The organism is Paracoccus angustae (genome assembly GCF_042648745.1).
In the GTDB taxonomy this organism is placed as follows: Bacteria; Pseudomonadota; Alphaproteobacteria; order Rhodobacterales; family Rhodobacteraceae; genus Paracoccus; species Paracoccus angustae.
The window spans coordinates 62535-77515 of sequence record NZ_JBHRXY010000010.1; the positions used below are offsets into that span (position 1 = coordinate 62535).

The window sequence follows — 14981 nt, forward strand, 5'->3', positions numbered from 1 at the left end:
TTAACGGCCCCTTAACGCCGCCCGGCCACCCTTGTGCCTTCTTTTGCAGGACGGGGGTGTCTATGCCAAGCGTTGAGGAAATCGCGGCCCAGATCGTCGCGCGGGAAGGCGGATACGTGAACGATCCCGACGATCCGGGCGGGGCCACGAACTACGGCGTCACCGTGGGGACCATGAAATCGCTGGGCCTGGACCTGAACAAGGACGGGCGCATCGACGCCGCCGATGTCAGGATGCTGACCCGCGCGCAGGCCCAGCAGATTTTCGTGGACCACTACTTCAAGCGCCCGCGCCTGGCCGAACTGCCCGAAGCCGTGCAGGCCAGCGTCTTCGACATGTATGTGAACGCGGGCGCCAACGCCGTGAAGATCCTGCAACGGCTGGTCGCGCGCATGGGCTTTGCGGCGTCCGCCGACGGCGTGGTCGGCCCGCAGACCATCGCGGCGGCCCACGACGCGGCGGCGGCGGCACCGGATCATTTCGCCGACGCCTACGGGATCGCGCGGCGCAACTACTACTACGCGCTGGCCGACCAGCGCCCCGCCAGCCGCAAATACGCCCGCACCAGGGCGGGCGGCAAGGGCGGCTGGATCACCCGGGCCGAGGAGTTCATCAGCCCCCGCTATCGCCTGACCGAGGCCGAGCATCGCGAAAGGACCGCCAAATGGGCATGATCGACCGCTTCATCGGCCTGGGCCAGGGCGTCACCGCACTTGGCAGCGCCGCGACCGGCATGGCCGAGGTCTTTACCCAGAACGCCACCCGCAAGATGGAGCTTGAGGAGGAAGCCTATGCCCGCGCCATCGGCCAGCTGGGGCAGGAATTCCAGGCCGTGCGCACTGGCTTTTTCGACAGCTTCGTGAACGGCCTGAACCGCCTTCCCCGGCCGCTTCTGGCCCTGGGAACGATGGGCCTGTTCGTTTATGCCATGGTCGAACCGCAGGGCTTCAGCCTGCGCATGGTCGGCCTGCAACAGGTGCCGGAGCCGCTTTGGTGGCTGCTGGGCGCCATTGTCGGCTTCTATTTCGGCGCACGCGAGGCGCATCATTTCCGCCACCGCGTCTGGCCCGCGCAGCAGGTGCAGACCAGCGTCACGACGACCGGCCAGGTCGCGGTCCAGCGTCCCGAGGACGATTTCGCCGACAATGCCGCGTTGCGGGACTGGCTGGCGACCCTGCGCGAATAGGCCGCAGCCCGTGGCCCACAAAAGAACGGGAAGCGACCAAGGGGGGACTTTTCCCCCCTTTTGCATGGCCCTATGCTGGGCGGAACCCAAGGAACCGCCGCCATGACAGCAGAATTCGGCCATTTCGCCCTGATCCTCGCCTTTGCGGTCTCGCTGTTTCAAACGGTGGTGCCGATGGTCGGGGCCTCGAAAGGCTGGGGGGGCTGGATGGACAGCGCCCGTCCCGCCGCCGTGGCGCAGTTCGGGCTTGTGGGCCTGTCCTTCGCCGCGCTGACGGTGGCCTTTGTCACCTCGGACTTCTCGCTGAAGCTGGTTTACGAGAATTCGCACACCGCCAAGCCGATGCTTTACAAGATCAGCGGGGTTTGGGGAAACCACGAAGGGTCGATGCTGCTGTGGGTGCTGATCCTGGCGCTGTTCGGGGCGGCGGCGGCGGCCTTCGGCGACAACCTGCCGCCGGCGCTGCGGGCGCGGGTGCTGGCGGTGCAGGCGTCCATCGGCGCGGCGTTCTATGGCTTTATCATCTTCACCTCGAACCCGTTTCTGCGGCTGGCAAGCCCGCCCTTCGACGGGCGCGACCTGAACCCGCTGCTGCAAGACCCCGGCCTGGCGTTCCATCCGCCGTTCCTTTACCTGGGCTATGTGGGCCTCTCGATGGCCTTTTCCTTCGCCGTCGCCGCCCTGATCGAGGGGCGGGTGGACGCCGCCTGGGCGCGGTGGGTGCGGCCCTGGACGCTGGCCGCCTGGGTGTTCCTGACGGTCGGCATCGCGCTTGGCAGCTGGTGGGCCTATTACGAGCTTGGCTGGGGCGGCTTCTGGTTCTGGGATCCTGTGGAAAACGCCAGCTTCATGCCCTGGCTGCTGGCCGCCGCCCTGCTGCATTCCGCCATCGTGGTCGAAAAGCGCGAGGCGCTGAAAAGCTGGACGATCCTGCTGGCGATCATGGCCTTTGGATTTTCCATGATCGGGACGTTCATCGTGCGGTCGGGCGTGATCACATCGGTCCACAGCTTTGCCAGCGATCCGGCGCGGGGGGTGTTCATCCTGGGCATTCTGGTCGTGTTCACCGGCGGCGCGCTGACGCTTTATGCCGCCCGCGCCACGCAGATGACGGCCAAGGGCGTCTTTGCGCCGGTGTCGCGCGAAGGGGCGCTGATCCTGAACAACGTCCTGCTGGCGGTGGCGGCCTTTGTGGTCTTCATCGGCACCATGTGGCCGCTGATCGCCGAGCTTTTGTGGGCGCGCAAGCTGTCGGTCGGCGCGCCTTTCTTCAACAAGGCCTTTACGCCCTTCATGATCGTGCTGGCGGTGGCGCTGCCTTTGGGCGCGATCCTGCCGTGGAAACGGGCGGCCCTGGGCCGGGCCGTCCGGCCCTTGTGGCCCGCCCTGGCGCTGACCGGGGCGGTGATGGCGCTTGTCTGGGCGGTTTCCACCGGACGCTCGGCGATTGCCGTCATCGGCGCGGGCCTGGGCGCCTGGATGATGTTCGGGGCGATCGCCGAACTGATCCACCGCACCGGCCAGTCCGGCCTGTCGCGCCTGGCCCGCCTGCCGCGCGCCGACTGGGGCAAGGCCACCGCCCATGCGGGCCTGGGCGTGACCTTTATCGGCATCGCCCTTTTGACCGCCTGGCAGGTCGAGGACGTCCGCGTGGCCCAGGTCGGCCAGCCCTTCCGGGTCGGCGGCTATGACATCACCCTGGCCCGCGTGGACGAGGTGGAAGGGCCGAACTACATCTCGACCACGGCCAGGCTGGAGGTCGCGCGGGACGGGCGTCCCGTGGCGGTGCTGCATCCCGAAAAGCGCGTTTATCCGGTCCAGGCCATGCCCACGACCGAAGCCGCCATCGACAACGGCATCTTCCGCGACATCTATCTGGTGATCGGGGACGCGCAGGCCGACGGCGGATGGGCGGTGCGCATCTACATTAAGCCCTTCGCCAACTGGATCTGGGCGGGGGCGCTGCTGATGGCGCTTGGCGGGTTGATCAGCCTGTCCGACCGCCGTTATCGCGTCGCCGCGGGCGCCCGCCGCGCGCCCGCGAAAACGGTGGCCGCGGAATGAGGCGGCTTGTTCTTCTGATCGCCCTGTTGCTGCCCTTGTCGGCCTGGGCCGTGCAGCCCGACGAGGTGCTGCCCGATCCTGCCGCCGAGGCGCGGGCGCGCGAGATCGGCCAGATGCTGCGCTGCCCGGTTTGCCAGGGCGAGAATATCGACGAATCGAACGCACCGGTCAGCCGCGACCTGCGGCTTTATGTCCGCGAACGCATCGTGGCGGGCGACAGCAATGACGAGGTGATCGACGCGGTGGTTGACCGGTTCGGCGAATTCGTGCTGTTCCAGCCCCGCGCCCGGGGCGGCAATCTGGTGCTGTGGCTGGCAGGCCCCGTCATGCTGCTGGCGGCGCTGCTGGGGGCCTGGCGGTTCTTGCGCAGCCGCGCGACCGCCCGTCCCGAGGAAACGGAGGCGCTGAGCCGGGCCGAGCGTGACCGCCTGGACCAGATCATGCGCGACTGACGCCGGGTCGCGCTTTTCCCCCGGCCGTTTTGCGTCATGATGCCCCGCAAGGGGGACGCCATGATCTATGAAACCATCCAATCCGCTGTCCGCGAGGGCGTTGCCACGCTGACGCTGAACCGCCCGCAGGTGATGAACGCGCTGAGCAGCCGGATGCGGGCCGAGATCACGGACGCGGTCGCGACCCTGCCCGAGGACGCCCGCTGCCTGGTCATCACCGGGGCAGGGCGCGGCTTCTGCTCGGGCCAGGATCTGACCGACCGGGCGGCGGCGGCGGATCTGGAAGGCACGCTGCGCGACGAATACGAACCCATGCTGCGCGCGATCCGGGCCTGCCGCGTTCCGGTGATCGCGGCGGTCAACGGCGTGGCGGCCGGGGCGGGGGCGAACCTGGCGCTGGCGGCGGATGTGGTCATCGCCGCCGAAAGCGCCACCTTTATCCAGGCTTTCGCGCGCATCGGGCTGGTTCCCGACGCCGGCGGCACCTTTGTGGTTCCGCGCGCGGTGGGAATGGCGCGGGCCATGGGCATGATGCTATTCGCCGAACCCGTGGGGGCGCGGCAGGCCGCCGATTGGGGGCTGATCTGGGAAGCCCTGCCGGATGCGGATTTCGCGGCCGGCGTGGACGCGCGCGCGCGGCAGTTGGCGCAGGGTCCGACCGCCGCCTATCGCGCGATCCGGGAAGCGGTTGCGGCCTCGACGCGGAACGACCTGGACGCGCAGCTTGCGCTGGAGGCGCGGCTGCAAGGCGCGGCGGGCCGGACGGCGGATTTCGTCGAAGGGGTGACGGCCTTTCTGGAAAAACGCCCGGCGCGGTTCTGCGGGCGCTGATCAGGCAATCTGCGCGAAACGGGGTGCAGCCGTGCGGTTGTCGAAAAAGGGCACCGTATCGGGCACCGGCACCGGCGCGTCGGAGGCCAGGCCCGCGATCAGGTCGGCCAGTTCGGCCAGCACCACCTCGGTAATGAAGGGCAGGTCCAAGGCGCGCGCCGCGGGCAGGGGCACCCAGTGCAGGTGCGAAAGCTCGTCGCAGGCGCGGCTGAAATCGTCGGGGTCGGTGGCAAGGCAGGCGGCATCGGCCACGAAGAAATGCGCATCGAACCGGCGCGGCCGGCCCGGCGGCGTGATCGCGCGGAACAGATAGGTCAGGGGGGCGGCATCGGGGGCAAGTCCGGCCTCGGCGAAGCCCGGCCAGAGGCTCGGGCCCGGGCGGCCGATCAGCTGGCCCGTTTCCTCGGCCAGTTCGCGCAAGGCGGCGGCGGCGATGGCGTCGGGATCGGGCGCGTTTCCGGGCCGGGGTTCCCGCGCAAGACGGCTGCGATGCGGCTCGGCCAGGGGGGCGGCCAGCGTCGCCGCGGTGTCCGTCGGGTCCACAGCGCCGCCCGGAAAGACGTATTTCGACGGCATGAAGACCGCGCCCGCACCGCGCATTCCCATCAGCACCGAGACCCCCGCCGCCGTTCTGCGCAGCAGGATGATCGTCGCGGCGTCCCGGATGGGGGTGCGGTCGGTCACGCCGGCGTCGCCGGTTCCGCGCCGAAGCCGTGCATCCGCCGGGCCCATTGCAGGCCAACAAAGGCGCCCTTGATGCGCGGCAGCAACAGCAGCGACAGGATCACCGCGCCCAGGCCGAAGGTCCAGACCATCGTCATGGCCGAAGGCCGCCAGGCGACATAGCAGGCCAGCAGCAACGGCGCCCCCAGATGCGAGACCAGCAGGATCGTCAGATAGGCCGGGCCGTCGTCGGCGCGCTGGTGATGCAGGGCTTCGCCGCAGGCCGGGCAGTGATCGGCGACCTTCAGGAAGGACCGGAACAGCTTGCCCTCGCCGCAGGCCGGGCAGCGGCCCATCGCGCCGCGCAGCATGGCCTGGCCCGTCGGCCGTTCGGTCGGATCGCTGGGGCCGAGGTGTCGGGGCATGGCAATCTCCGGGAAAGAACGGAGCCAATGTAGGCGCTGCCCGGCGGTCCTGCCAGCCCCCGGAACGGCAAAAGCCTGCGCCTTTGGTCGCAGGCCGTCAGTGAACGGGCTGCATCGGCGCCATCAGCACGCGGTTGCGGCCCAGCGACTTGGCCGCGATCATCGCCCGGTCGGCCCGCTCCAGGGCGATCTCGGCCAGCACTTCGGGGCGGCTGATATGGAAGGGCGCCTGTTCCAGCGCCACGCCGATCGAGACGGTCGCCTGCACCTGACCCCCGCCCGAGATGCGCGGCAGCAGCGTCGGGCGCGCCTCGACCGCGCGGCGGATCTCCTCGGCCAGGCGGAAGGCATCGGGTTCGGTGGTGTCGGGCAGCACGACCAGGAACTCCTCTCCGCCGAGGCGGGCGGTCAGGCCCCGGTTCGCGACGGTTTCCTCGACCCGGCGGGCGATGTCGCACAGAACCGCGTCGCCCGCGGCATGGCCGAAATTGTCGTTGATCGTCTTGAAGCGGTCCAGATCCAGCGCCATGACCGCAAAGCCGGACTGCCGCCGCATGGCGCATTGCGCGATCTCGGCCAGTTGGGGATGGGCGTAGCGGCGGTTGTAAAGGCCGGTCAGCGGATCGGTCATGGCCCAGGCCATGTTGCGCTTCATCTCCTCGCGCCGGTTGTCGGCCCGGCGCTTGCGGTCCAGCTGGTTGCGCAGCGCCAAGGCCGCGATTTCGGCGTTGTTGTCGCCGGCGGGGTCCAGGGGCAGCACCTCGCTTGCGCCCAGATCCAGCGCGATGGCGCACAGATCCTCGCGCTCGGGCGCGACAAGCACGGCAAAGCCCGCCTCCTTCGAGCCATTGCGCGACCGCAGTTCCGACAGCAGCCGCAGCCCGTCGCCTTTGCGGTCTATGTCGGCGGCGATGATGTAAAGGTCCGCGCCGTCGCCATGGGACGCCGCGCTCAGCGTCTCGTCAGGGCTGGAGATCGCAAAGCGGCAGTTCAGGCGCGGTTGCAGGATGTGCCGCCAGCGTTGCGCCCGCGCGGGCTGGTCGGCCACAAGGACGACATTGCCCGAGGGCGCATGGGCAAAGCCCGAGGCGGCCTCGGCCATGGCGAAGTTCGGCACGTCGCCGGTCTCGGAGTCGCGCAAAAGGCCGCGCACGCGGGCCAGCAGCATCTGCTCCTCGACCCGGGGGTCCAGCACGGCCGAGGCGCCCGCCTCCAGCGCCTCGACCCGGCGCTGGCCGTCGGCAAGCGCCAGCACGGGCGTGCGGGGCCGCTCCACCCCGACAAGCTGGAAGAACTCGGCCAGCGGCAGATCGAAAAAGCCCGGCCCAAGCAGAACCAGGTCGGGGCGTCCCGACCGCAGCTGCGACACCAGTTCCTCGGTCGTGGCGGCCGACAGGACATCATAGCACGCCCCCGACAGCCTGACCTTCAGGGTGATCCGGCTTGTCGCGCTGCTTTCTGCAATGAGGATACGCGCAGTCATGAATGACGCCCCCTTTCGACGGCCTTTCGGAAGATTGTCATTGAATCCTTAACAAACCGTTTCCAAACAGTCGGAGAGCGAGTCGGAACAAGGCGCAGGCGATGACATATACGCGAGAATCCGCTCAGGAGCTGGCAACGTCCGCCCTGCTGTACCTGGCCGGGCGGCCCGACCTGGTCGAGGAGTTCCTGGGCGCGACCGGGCTTCGGCCGCAGGATCTGCGCCGGGTGGCGAGCAGCCCCGACATGGCGCTGCACGTTCTGGACTATCTGCTGGAGGACGACCGGCGGGTCATGGATGCCGCGGCCGGGCTTGGGATCGCCCCGGGCGAGCTGATGCACGCGCGCACGGCCCTGGCCGGTCCCGGCAGCCATGGCTGGCAGGTCTGAGTTTGCGATTTGTTCACCTCTTGCGTCTAGACAGGGCGCCGGAGGTGACGCATGCACGATCTGGTCAACCGCGCGATCGAGAGATTTCTGCAAGACGAATCGGTCCAGGGGATCGAGGCCGGGCTGCTGCCTCCCCGTCTGATGCTTCGGGACGCGGCAGAGCAACTGGGCAAGCCCGCCGACGAGCTGATCGAGGATCTGGGCGCCTGGCTGGTGCGGCAGGACGAGATCTGGCGGCTTCTGCGGTTCTGCGGCAGCGATTTCCTGGACTTCCTGCTGCGGCTGGACGAACTGCCCGAACGCATCCGCCTGATCACCGATGACGTGGATGTGCCGGAAATCGCCCTGTCGCGCGGCGCGGATGGTCTGGTCTGGGTCACGATCGGGGGCGGCTCGCCGGTCTGGACGGCGCTGCTCAGCGGCTTGCTGCGGGCGATGGCCGACGACTACGGCACGCTTTGCGTGATCACCCGCAGCGCCGAAGGGATCTGCATCGACGTGTCGGACGCAGCCTTTGCCGAGGCGCGGACCTTCCGCCTTTCCGCCCGGACCGGCCAGGCATGACCCGCGCCCTGACCCTGGGGCAGGATGCGCTGGACCGGCTGATGCCCATGCACCTGTGCCTGGCCGAGAACGGCGCGATCCGTTTTGCCGGGCCGACCATGCAAAAGCTGCTGCCCGCCGGCGCGCGGGTGGCCGAGGACATCTTTGTCGAGGCGAAGGGCGGCGGGACGGGCCGCGTGATGTCCCGGATCCGGGCCGCCGGGCCGGGCGGGCGGCTGTCCCTGCGATTGCGCCGCCACCGCCCGATCGTGCTGCGCGGCCATGTCGTGGAGCCAGGCTTCGGGGAGCTGCTTCTGAACTTCGGATTCGGGGTGTCGCTGTCCGATGCCGTCGCGGCTTTCGGCCTGACCGAGAACGACTTCGCCCCCACGGAGCTGGCGCTGGAGCTGATGTTCCTGCAAGAAGCGAACCGCGCCATCCAGGGAGAGCTGGCGCGTTTCAACCGCCATCTGATGCTGGCCCGCCAGGATGCGGAGCGGGAAGCCCATACCGATCCCCTGACCGGCGTGCTGAACCGGCGCGGGCTGCTGGCCGCGATGCGGGGCGCGCTGGATCCGCGCGGCGGCCAGGGCTTTGCGCTGATCCATCTGGATCTGGACAACTTCAAGCCGGTGAACGACCGATTGGGCCATCCGACCGGCGACCGCCTGCTGCGCGACGTGGCGCAGGTGCTGGGCCGAATGACCCGTAGCCGCGACCATGTGGCCCGGATCGGCGGCGACGAATTCGTGCTGATCCTGGGCGGATCCTGGACCTGCCAGGCGCTGACGGGCATCGGGCAGCGGATCATCCGAGGGATCGAGCAGGTCTCGCCGGGGGATTGCGGCGTATCGGCCAGCCTGGGGATCGTCCTGTCGGCGGGCTATGGCCCGGACGAGATCGACCGGATGCTGAACGATGCCGATGTCGCGCTGTATCGGTCCAAGAACGCGGGCAAGGGGCGGGTCTCGGTGGCGCCCCTTCCCGTGGACAACGCCCTCAGGCCGCTTCCAGGGCCGCGATGATGGCGCCGAAATCCGCGGCCTTCAGGCTGGCACCGCCGACCAGAGCGCCGTCCACATGGGGAATGGCAAAGATCTCGGCCGCGTTGCCCGGCTTGACGCTGCCGCCGTAAAGCAGCCGGACCGCCGCGCCGTCCCCGATCTTGCCCGCCAGGCGTTCGCGCATAAGGGCGTGGACCTCGGCGATCTGGTCGTTGGTGGGGGTGCGGCCCGTGCCGATGGCCCAGACCGGCTCATAGGCGATCACGGTGTTCGCGGCCGTGGCCCCCCCGGGGATCGAGCCGTCCATCTGCGCGGCGATCACGTCCAGCGTTTCCCCGGCGTCGCGCTGCGCTTCGGTCTCGCCCACGCAGATGATCGCGGTCAGCCCGGCGGCGCACGCGGCGGCGGCCTTGGCCGCGACCGCCGCGTCCGTTTCGCCATGATCGGCGCGGCGTTCGGAATGGCCCAGGATCACGTAGGCGGCCCCGACATCCTTCAACTGCCCCGCCGCGATGTCGCCCGTATGCGCGCCCGAGGGCTTGGCATGGCAGTCCTGCCCGCCAAGCGCGACCGGCCCGCCGCCGATCCGCCGCTTCATGGGGTGCAGCAGCACGGCGGGCGGGCAGACCAGAACCTCGCAGCCGGGGGCGGGGTGCGCCGCGATCAGGGCGTCGATCTCGGCCAAGGCGGCCAGATCGCCGTTCATCTTCCAGTTTCCGGCTGCCAGTTTGCGCGGTGCCATGCCATTCCTCCAAAGCTTTGCCGGTGGCTTAGGATGACGGGCAAGGCTGCGCAATCATGATAGCGCCGCAACCGGGCCGGAAATCATTCCCCGGCGCGGCTGCCTTCCAGCGGCTCGAACCGGACCGATTCGCCGCAGCCGCAGGCATCGGTCACATTGGGGTTGCGGAACCGGAAGCCGGATTCCAGCACCCCGTTCTCGTAGTCGATCTCGGTTCCGAACAGGAACATCTGCGCCTTGGGCGCGATCACCACGCGGGCCGCGCCTTGTTCCACGACTTCCTCGTTCGGCCCGGCGGCCTCGACCAGATCCATGGTGTATTCCATGCCCGCACAACCGCCCTTCTTCAGTCCGATCCGCAGGCCGAAGGCGTTCCGCCCCGCCATCAGCCGGGCGATCTGGCGTTCGGCGGCGGGCGTGATGGTGACCGGAACCGATCCGGGAATGGCAAACATGGCGCGTTTCCTTTTGTCCGCCCCAGAAGATAAGCCCGCGCGCCGGGTCCATCAAGACGCGGGCTTTCCACCTTTGTCCAAAACCCCCTCGGGGCTTCGAAGCGCCCCGGCCGATCTACATGAAGCCCAGTTCCAGCCGCGCCTCGTCGGACATCATGTCCATGCCCCATTGCGGCTGAAAGGTCATCTCGACATCGACCTGCTTCACGCCCGGAACGGCCTCGACCGCGTCGGCGACCCAGGAGGGCATCTCGCCCGCGACGGGGCAGCCGGGCGCGGTCAGGGTCATCACGACGCGAACCTCGCTCTGGTCGTTGATGTTGATCGTGTAGATCAAGCCCAGATCGAAGATGTTGACCGGGATTTCAGGGTCGTAGACGGTCTTGCAGGCCTCCACGACGCTGTCGTACAGCGGATGGTCGGTGGTCGAGGGCGCGATCAGCGGGGCGCCTTCCTGCAATTCGGTCATGGCGGGATCCTGGGCGTGTTCCTGTCGATTTCGCCTTCATATAGGCGCGCGCGCCCCTCAGGTCCAGAGAGAGCGGATTGCGGAGCCGGCCTCCCTTCGCTAGACACGGCCGGTTCCAGCGGCAGGCACCACCATGAGCGAGCGTTTCCACTTCACCCTTCACGCGACCGACGGACGGGCGCGGACCGGCACCATCCGCACGCCGCGGGGCGAGATCCGCACGCCCGCCTTCATGCCCGTGGGCACCGCCGCCACCGTCAAGGCGATGTTGCCGGAATCGGTGCGCGCGACGGGGGCCGACATTCTGCTGGGCAACACCTATCACCTGATGCTGCGCCCCGGCGCGGAACGCATCGCCCGGTTGGGCGGGCTGCACCGCTTCATGAACTGGGACGGGCCGATCCTGACCGATTCGGGCGGCTTTCAGGTGATGTCGCTGGCCGCCCTGCGCAAGCTGACCGAGGATGGCGTCACCTTTTCGTCCCATATCGACGGGTCGCGGCATCTGCTGTCGCCCGAAACCAGCATGGAGATCCAGCGCCTGCTGGGCAGCGACATCGTGATGTGCTTCGACGAATGTCCGGCCCTGCCCGCCGCGCCCGAGGACGTGGCGAAGTCCATGCGCCTGTCGATGCGATGGGCGCAGCGGTCGCGCGACGCCTTCGGCGATCGTCCGGGCCACGCGCTGTTCGGCATCATGCAGGGCGGCGTCACGCCCGAACTGCGCCGGGAATCGGCGGAAGCCCTGACATCCATCGGCTTTGACGGCTATGCCATCGGCGGCCTGGCCGTGGGCGAGGGGCAGGAGGCGATGTTCGGCGTCCTGGATTACGCGCCCGGCTTTCTGCCCGCCGACAAGCCGCGCTATCTGATGGGCGTGGGCAAGCCCGACGACATCGTGGGCGCCGTGCAGCGGGGGGTGGACATGATGGATTGCGTGCTGCCGTCCCGGTCGGGGCGCACAGGGCAGGCCTGGACGCGGCGCGGTCCGGTCGCCATCAAGAACGCGCGCCACGCCGACGACCCGCGCCCGCTGGACGAGCATTGCACCTGCCCGGCCTGCACCGGCTATTCCCGCGCCTATCTGCACCACGTCTTCCGCGCGGGCGAGATGATCAGCGGCATGCTGCTGACCTGGCACAACCTCCATTACTTCCAGGAACTGATGGCGGGCCTGCGCGGCGCCATCGCCGAAGGGCGGCTGGACGATTTCGTGGCCGATTTCCATGCAATCCGGGCGCAGGGCGATATCGCGCCGCCGTGATCCGTCAGCGCGGTTGACCAAAAACGCTTTCCATCGCGGAAACTTGGGCTTATCCGTTTCCAATTGGCGGACGAACCGCCCGGTTTGAAAGACTCTCATGAGCGACGAAATAACCATCATCACCAGGACCGAGGATCTTGCCCGCTTTTGCGAGGCCGCGAAATCCGCCCCATACGTCACCGTCGATACCGAGTTCCTGCGCGAGCGGACCTATTGGTCCAAGCTGTGCCTGATCCAGCTGGCCCTTCCCCCCGCATCGACCCCCAAGACCCCGGGGGGCGAGGCCGTGCTGGTCGATCCCCTGGCCGACGGGTTGTCGCTGGAGCCGCTTTACGGCCTGTTCCGCCACCCCGGCACCGTGAAGGTGTTCCACGCCGCCCGCCAGGATCTGGAGATCTTCTTTCACGACGCGGGCCTGTTCCCGCAGCCCTTGTTCGACACGCAGGTCGCGGCGATGGTTTGCGGCTTTGGCGAGCAGGTCGGCTATGAAACCCTGGTGCGCAAGATCGCGCGGGCGAACCTGGACAAGTCCTCGCGCTTCACCGACTGGTCGCGCCGCCCCCTGTCGGACGCCCAGGCGGCCTATGCGCTGGCCGACGTGACGCATCTGCGCGTGATCTACGAATTCCTGGCGGCCGAGCTGCGCAAGAACGGCCGCGAAAGCTGGCTGGCCGAGGAAATCGCGGTTCTGGAAGACCCCGAAACCTATATCACCCGCCCCGAGGAAGCCTGGCTCAAGGTCCGCACGCGCACAAACTCGCCCCGCTTCCTGGCGATCCTGCGCGAACTGGCGCGCTTCCGCGAGGCCTATGCCCAGGAACGCGACATCCCCCGCTCGCGCGTGTTCAAGGACGATGCCATGATCGAGGTCGCCTCGACCAAGCCCGCGACCGAGGCCGATCTGGGCCGGTCCCGCCTGCTTCTGCGCGAGGCGCGCAAGGGCGAGATCGCGGGCGGGATCCTGGCCGCCGTGAAGGCGGGGCTGGAGACGAGGGATCTGCCCCAGGCCAAGGCCGAGGAACCCGGCAAGCCCGGCAATGCCGCGCTGTCGGACCTTTTGCGCGTGCTGCTCAAGGCCAAGGCCGATGCGGCGGGGGTGGCGCCCAAGCTGATCGCCTCGTCCGCGGAGCTGGACGCCATCGCCCAAGGCGAACGCGACCTGCCCGCGCTGAAGGGCTGGCGGGCCGAGGTCTTTGGCCAGGACGCCCTGCGCCTTGCGGCCGGAGAGATCGCGCTGTCCGCCAAGGGCGGTTCCGTGCGCGTCGTTGCCGTGGGCTAGGGCAATGCCCGCGCCGCTGATCCTGACCCGTCCGCGGCCCGAAGACGCCCCCGCCATTGCCGAGGCGCTGTCGGACTGGCAGGTGGCCCGCTGGCTGACCGCCGTGCCCTGGCCTTATCGTCCGGCGGACGCGGCGGCCTTCATCGACGATGCGGGGCTGGACGAACACGCCGTGCGCCAAGGCGACCGGCTGGTCGGCATGGTGCGCGCCTCGGGCAGTTTCGGCATCTGGATGGCGCCCTTTGCGCAGGGGCGGGGGTTGGCCGAACGCGCTGCCGTGCTGGCCTTGTCGCGCCGCTTCCGGGGCGGCGGCGCCTGGATCGAGGCGAACCACTTGCAGGACAACACGGCCTCGGCCGCGCTGCTGGGGCGGCTTGGCTTTCGGCCCACGGGGCAGGTGATGCTGTGGTCGCAGCCGCAGGGGCGCCATCTGCCCGGCCTGTCGCTGCGGCTGACGCGCGAGGATTTCGCCCGCCGCCATGCCGTCCGCCTGGCAACGCCCCGCCTGCTGATCGAACCGTTCCGGGCGGACGACCTGCCCGACCTGCACCGCATCGCCACGCTTCCCGATGTCGCCTCGAAGCTTCTGCTGTTTCACCCGGAAATGACGCAGGACCAGATGGCGCCGCTGTTCCGGTCCGACGGGTTGCTGCCGCCGATGCGGCTGACCGTGCGCCATGGGGGGCGCGTGGCCGGGTCCATCGGCATCAGCGCGGGCGATCCGCCGCGGATCTTCTATTTCCTGGATCCCGCCCTGGCGGGGCAGGGCCTGGGCGAGGAGATGGGCCGTGTTTTCCTGGCCGAAATCCAGGCCCGCTTCGATCCCCCCGAACTGCTGGCGGATGTGTTCCTGGACAACCAGCCGTCGCGGCGCTTGCTGAAGAACCTGGGCTTTCAGCGGGACCAAGACCAGATGCTGACCTCGCTGGGCCGCAGCGCGCCCGCGCCCGCCGCGGTTTACCGCTGGCGCAGGCGCCCTTAGCTCTGGTTCGTGCCGGTGGGCTGCGCGGCCTGGGGCAGGGCGATGACCTTGAACAAGGCCCGCCGCGATTCGGGGCTGTCGGTCCGCCTGGCGGGGCGTTCCCCGGTCGTCAGCGGCAAAGGCTTCAGGCCGCGCCGGTCCCCCCCCTCAAAGCCCGAGGGCGAGGGCGCCAGCGTCTTGCCGCCCTTCAGGATCGGCATCACTTCGTCCTGGGTCAGGTCGAACCGGCGGGGCGCAATGCCGACCTGGCCTTCGGCGATGATGCAGCCGAGCGCCCGGGTCACGTCGCCCAAATCCGATGTCAAGGGCAGCAGCAGCATCCGCGCCGACAGTTCGGGCCGGGCATAGTCGGCCTTGGCGTGCAGCGTCATCTGCGCCAGCTGGGGCGCGCGGAACACCGATTCCAGCACATCGGACAGCCGCCCGCGCGAACTGGGATTGGCCAGCGAACAGAAGGCCATGCCGCGCACCTCCATGCCCATCAGGTCGATCAGGTGCTGGCCCGCAAGGCGGAACCGGGCGGCGCCCGGCGCGATGCGTTCCAGAATAAAGGCATAGTCCAGCGCGCGGCGGATGCCCTGCGGTTGGATGTCCGACCGGGCCGGAACCGCGCGCGACCCCCTCAGGCTGTCCCAATAGGCGTGCACGTCGCCGAGGATCCGGGCAGGCTGCGTCGGACTGAAGTCCGCAAGATGCAAGATCTGGCCCGTCCGATCCGCCACGGGCGGATGCGACGCTGCGTCGTCCTGG

Annotated in this window: 18 protein-coding genes; 11 read left to right on the forward strand and 7 right to left on the reverse strand. The window is 69.0% G+C overall.

Translation table 11 applies throughout. The annotated features are described in order from the left end of the window. Window positions 1-62: 62 nt before the first annotated feature. From ACFOM8_RS13155 to ACFOM8_RS13175, 5 genes are all read left to right on the forward strand, one after another. Window positions 63-674 carry a holin-associated N-acetylmuramidase gene (locus tag ACFOM8_RS13155; protein ID WP_377762032.1) on the forward strand — a complete coding sequence of 204 codons (612 nt, stop codon included), beginning with the start codon at window positions 63-65 and terminating at the stop codon, window positions 672-674. Continuing rightward, a complete protein-coding gene (locus ACFOM8_RS13160) occupies window positions 665-1186 on the forward strand; it encodes a holin family protein (protein WP_377762034.1) in 522 nt (173 codons plus the stop codon). The genes ACFOM8_RS13155 and ACFOM8_RS13160 overlap by 10 nt, the downstream gene beginning before the upstream one ends. 102 nt (window positions 1187-1288) lie before the next feature. After that, window positions 1289-3250 (forward strand): heme lyase CcmF/NrfE family subunit, encoded by a 1962-nt coding sequence (locus ACFOM8_RS13165; protein WP_377762036.1) that lies wholly within the window; start codon window positions 1289-1291, stop codon window positions 3248-3250. After that, entirely contained in the window at window positions 3247-3702 is a 456-nt protein-coding gene (locus ACFOM8_RS13170; protein ID WP_377762038.1) for a cytochrome c-type biogenesis protein, read from the forward strand. Before ACFOM8_RS13165 ends, ACFOM8_RS13170 begins: the two co-directional genes overlap by 4 nt. Window positions 3703-3762: 60 nt before the next feature. Continuing rightward, on the forward strand, window positions 3763-4533 hold the full coding sequence (locus ACFOM8_RS13175; protein WP_377762040.1) for an enoyl-CoA hydratase-related protein: 771 nt from the start codon (window positions 3763-3765) through the stop codon (window positions 4531-4533). On the opposite strand, the gene ACFOM8_RS13180 is transcribed toward ACFOM8_RS13175, so the two are convergent. From ACFOM8_RS13180 to ACFOM8_RS13190, 3 genes are all read right to left on the reverse strand, one after another. Further along, a complete protein-coding gene (locus ACFOM8_RS13180) occupies window positions 4534-5265 on the reverse strand; it encodes a DNA mismatch repair protein MutT (protein ID WP_377762042.1) in 732 nt (243 codons plus the stop codon). It abuts the gene before it with no gap. Then, complete coding sequence (locus ACFOM8_RS13185) at window positions 5214-5621, reverse strand: DUF983 domain-containing protein (RefSeq protein WP_377762044.1); 408 nt, start codon at window positions 5619-5621, stop codon at window positions 5214-5216. Before ACFOM8_RS13185 ends, ACFOM8_RS13180 begins: the two co-directional genes overlap by 52 nt. A gap of 97 nt (window positions 5622-5718) precedes the next feature. Continuing rightward, window positions 5719-7104 (reverse strand): diguanylate cyclase, encoded by a 1386-nt coding sequence (locus ACFOM8_RS13190; RefSeq protein ID WP_377762046.1) that lies wholly within the window; start codon window positions 7102-7104, stop codon window positions 5719-5721. Window positions 7105-7205: 101 nt separating this feature from the next. On the opposite strand from ACFOM8_RS13190, the gene ACFOM8_RS13195 reads away from it, so the two are divergent. Genes ACFOM8_RS13195 through ACFOM8_RS13205 form a run of 3 tightly spaced genes read left to right on the forward strand, consistent with a single transcriptional unit; the run spans window position 7206 to window position 9061 of the window. Then, window positions 7206-7493, forward strand: a complete 288-nt coding sequence (locus ACFOM8_RS13195) for a DUF3572 domain-containing protein (RefSeq protein ID WP_377762047.1) — start codon at window positions 7206-7208, stop codon at window positions 7491-7493. 51 nt (window positions 7494-7544) lie between these two features. Beyond that, the gene (locus ACFOM8_RS13200; RefSeq protein ID WP_377762049.1) at window positions 7545-8057 is read left to right on the forward strand and encodes a heme NO-binding domain-containing protein; all 513 of its coding nucleotides are present in this window, start codon (window positions 7545-7547) and stop codon (window positions 8055-8057) included. Further along, complete coding sequence (locus tag ACFOM8_RS13205; RefSeq protein ID WP_377762050.1) at window positions 8054-9061, forward strand: GGDEF domain-containing protein; 1008 nt, start codon at window positions 8054-8056, stop codon at window positions 9059-9061. Before ACFOM8_RS13200 ends, ACFOM8_RS13205 begins: the two co-directional genes overlap by 4 nt. Here ACFOM8_RS13205 and tpiA read toward each other — a convergent pair. The 3 genes from tpiA to ACFOM8_RS13220 all read right to left on the reverse strand — a co-directional run bounded on the left by tpiA (window position 9036) and on the right by ACFOM8_RS13220 (window position 10706). Further along, entirely contained in the window at window positions 9036-9782 is a 747-nt protein-coding gene (gene tpiA, locus ACFOM8_RS13210) for a triose-phosphate isomerase (protein WP_377762052.1), read from the reverse strand. The genes ACFOM8_RS13205 and tpiA overlap by 26 nt on opposite strands. 83 nt (window positions 9783-9865) lie before the next feature. After that, complete coding sequence (locus tag ACFOM8_RS13215) at window positions 9866-10237, reverse strand: HesB/IscA family protein (RefSeq protein WP_377762054.1); 372 nt, start codon at window positions 10235-10237, stop codon at window positions 9866-9868. 115 nt (window positions 10238-10352) lie between these two features. Then, entirely contained in the window at window positions 10353-10706 is a 354-nt protein-coding gene (locus tag ACFOM8_RS13220; protein ID WP_377762056.1) for an SUF system Fe-S cluster assembly protein, read from the reverse strand. Window positions 10707-10839: 133 nt separating this feature from the next. Here ACFOM8_RS13220 and tgt point away from each other — a divergent pair, with 133 nt between their 5' ends. The 3 genes from tgt to ACFOM8_RS13235 all read left to right on the forward strand — a co-directional run bounded on the left by tgt (window position 10840) and on the right by ACFOM8_RS13235 (window position 14231). Then, window positions 10840-11970: a tRNA guanosine(34) transglycosylase Tgt gene (tgt, locus tag ACFOM8_RS13225; RefSeq protein WP_377762058.1), complete on the forward strand. Its 1131-nt coding sequence runs from the start codon at window positions 10840-10842 to the stop codon at window positions 11968-11970. A 109-nt stretch (window positions 11971-12079) separates the two neighbouring features. Next, window positions 12080-13249: a ribonuclease D gene (gene rnd / locus ACFOM8_RS13230; protein WP_377762129.1), complete on the forward strand. Its 1170-nt coding sequence runs from the start codon at window positions 12080-12082 to the stop codon at window positions 13247-13249. Between the two features lie 4 nt (window positions 13250-13253). Next, window positions 13254-14231 carry a GNAT family N-acetyltransferase gene (locus tag ACFOM8_RS13235; protein ID WP_377762059.1) on the forward strand — a complete coding sequence of 326 codons (978 nt, stop codon included), beginning with the start codon at window positions 13254-13256 and terminating at the stop codon, window positions 14229-14231. On the opposite strand, the gene ACFOM8_RS13240 is transcribed toward ACFOM8_RS13235, so the two are convergent. Continuing rightward, window positions 14228-14953, reverse strand: a complete 726-nt coding sequence (locus ACFOM8_RS13240) for a PAS domain-containing protein (protein WP_377762061.1) — start codon at window positions 14951-14953, stop codon at window positions 14228-14230. The two genes, ACFOM8_RS13235 and ACFOM8_RS13240, sit on opposite strands and share 4 nt — an antisense overlap. Window positions 14954-14981 lie beyond the last annotated feature (28 nt).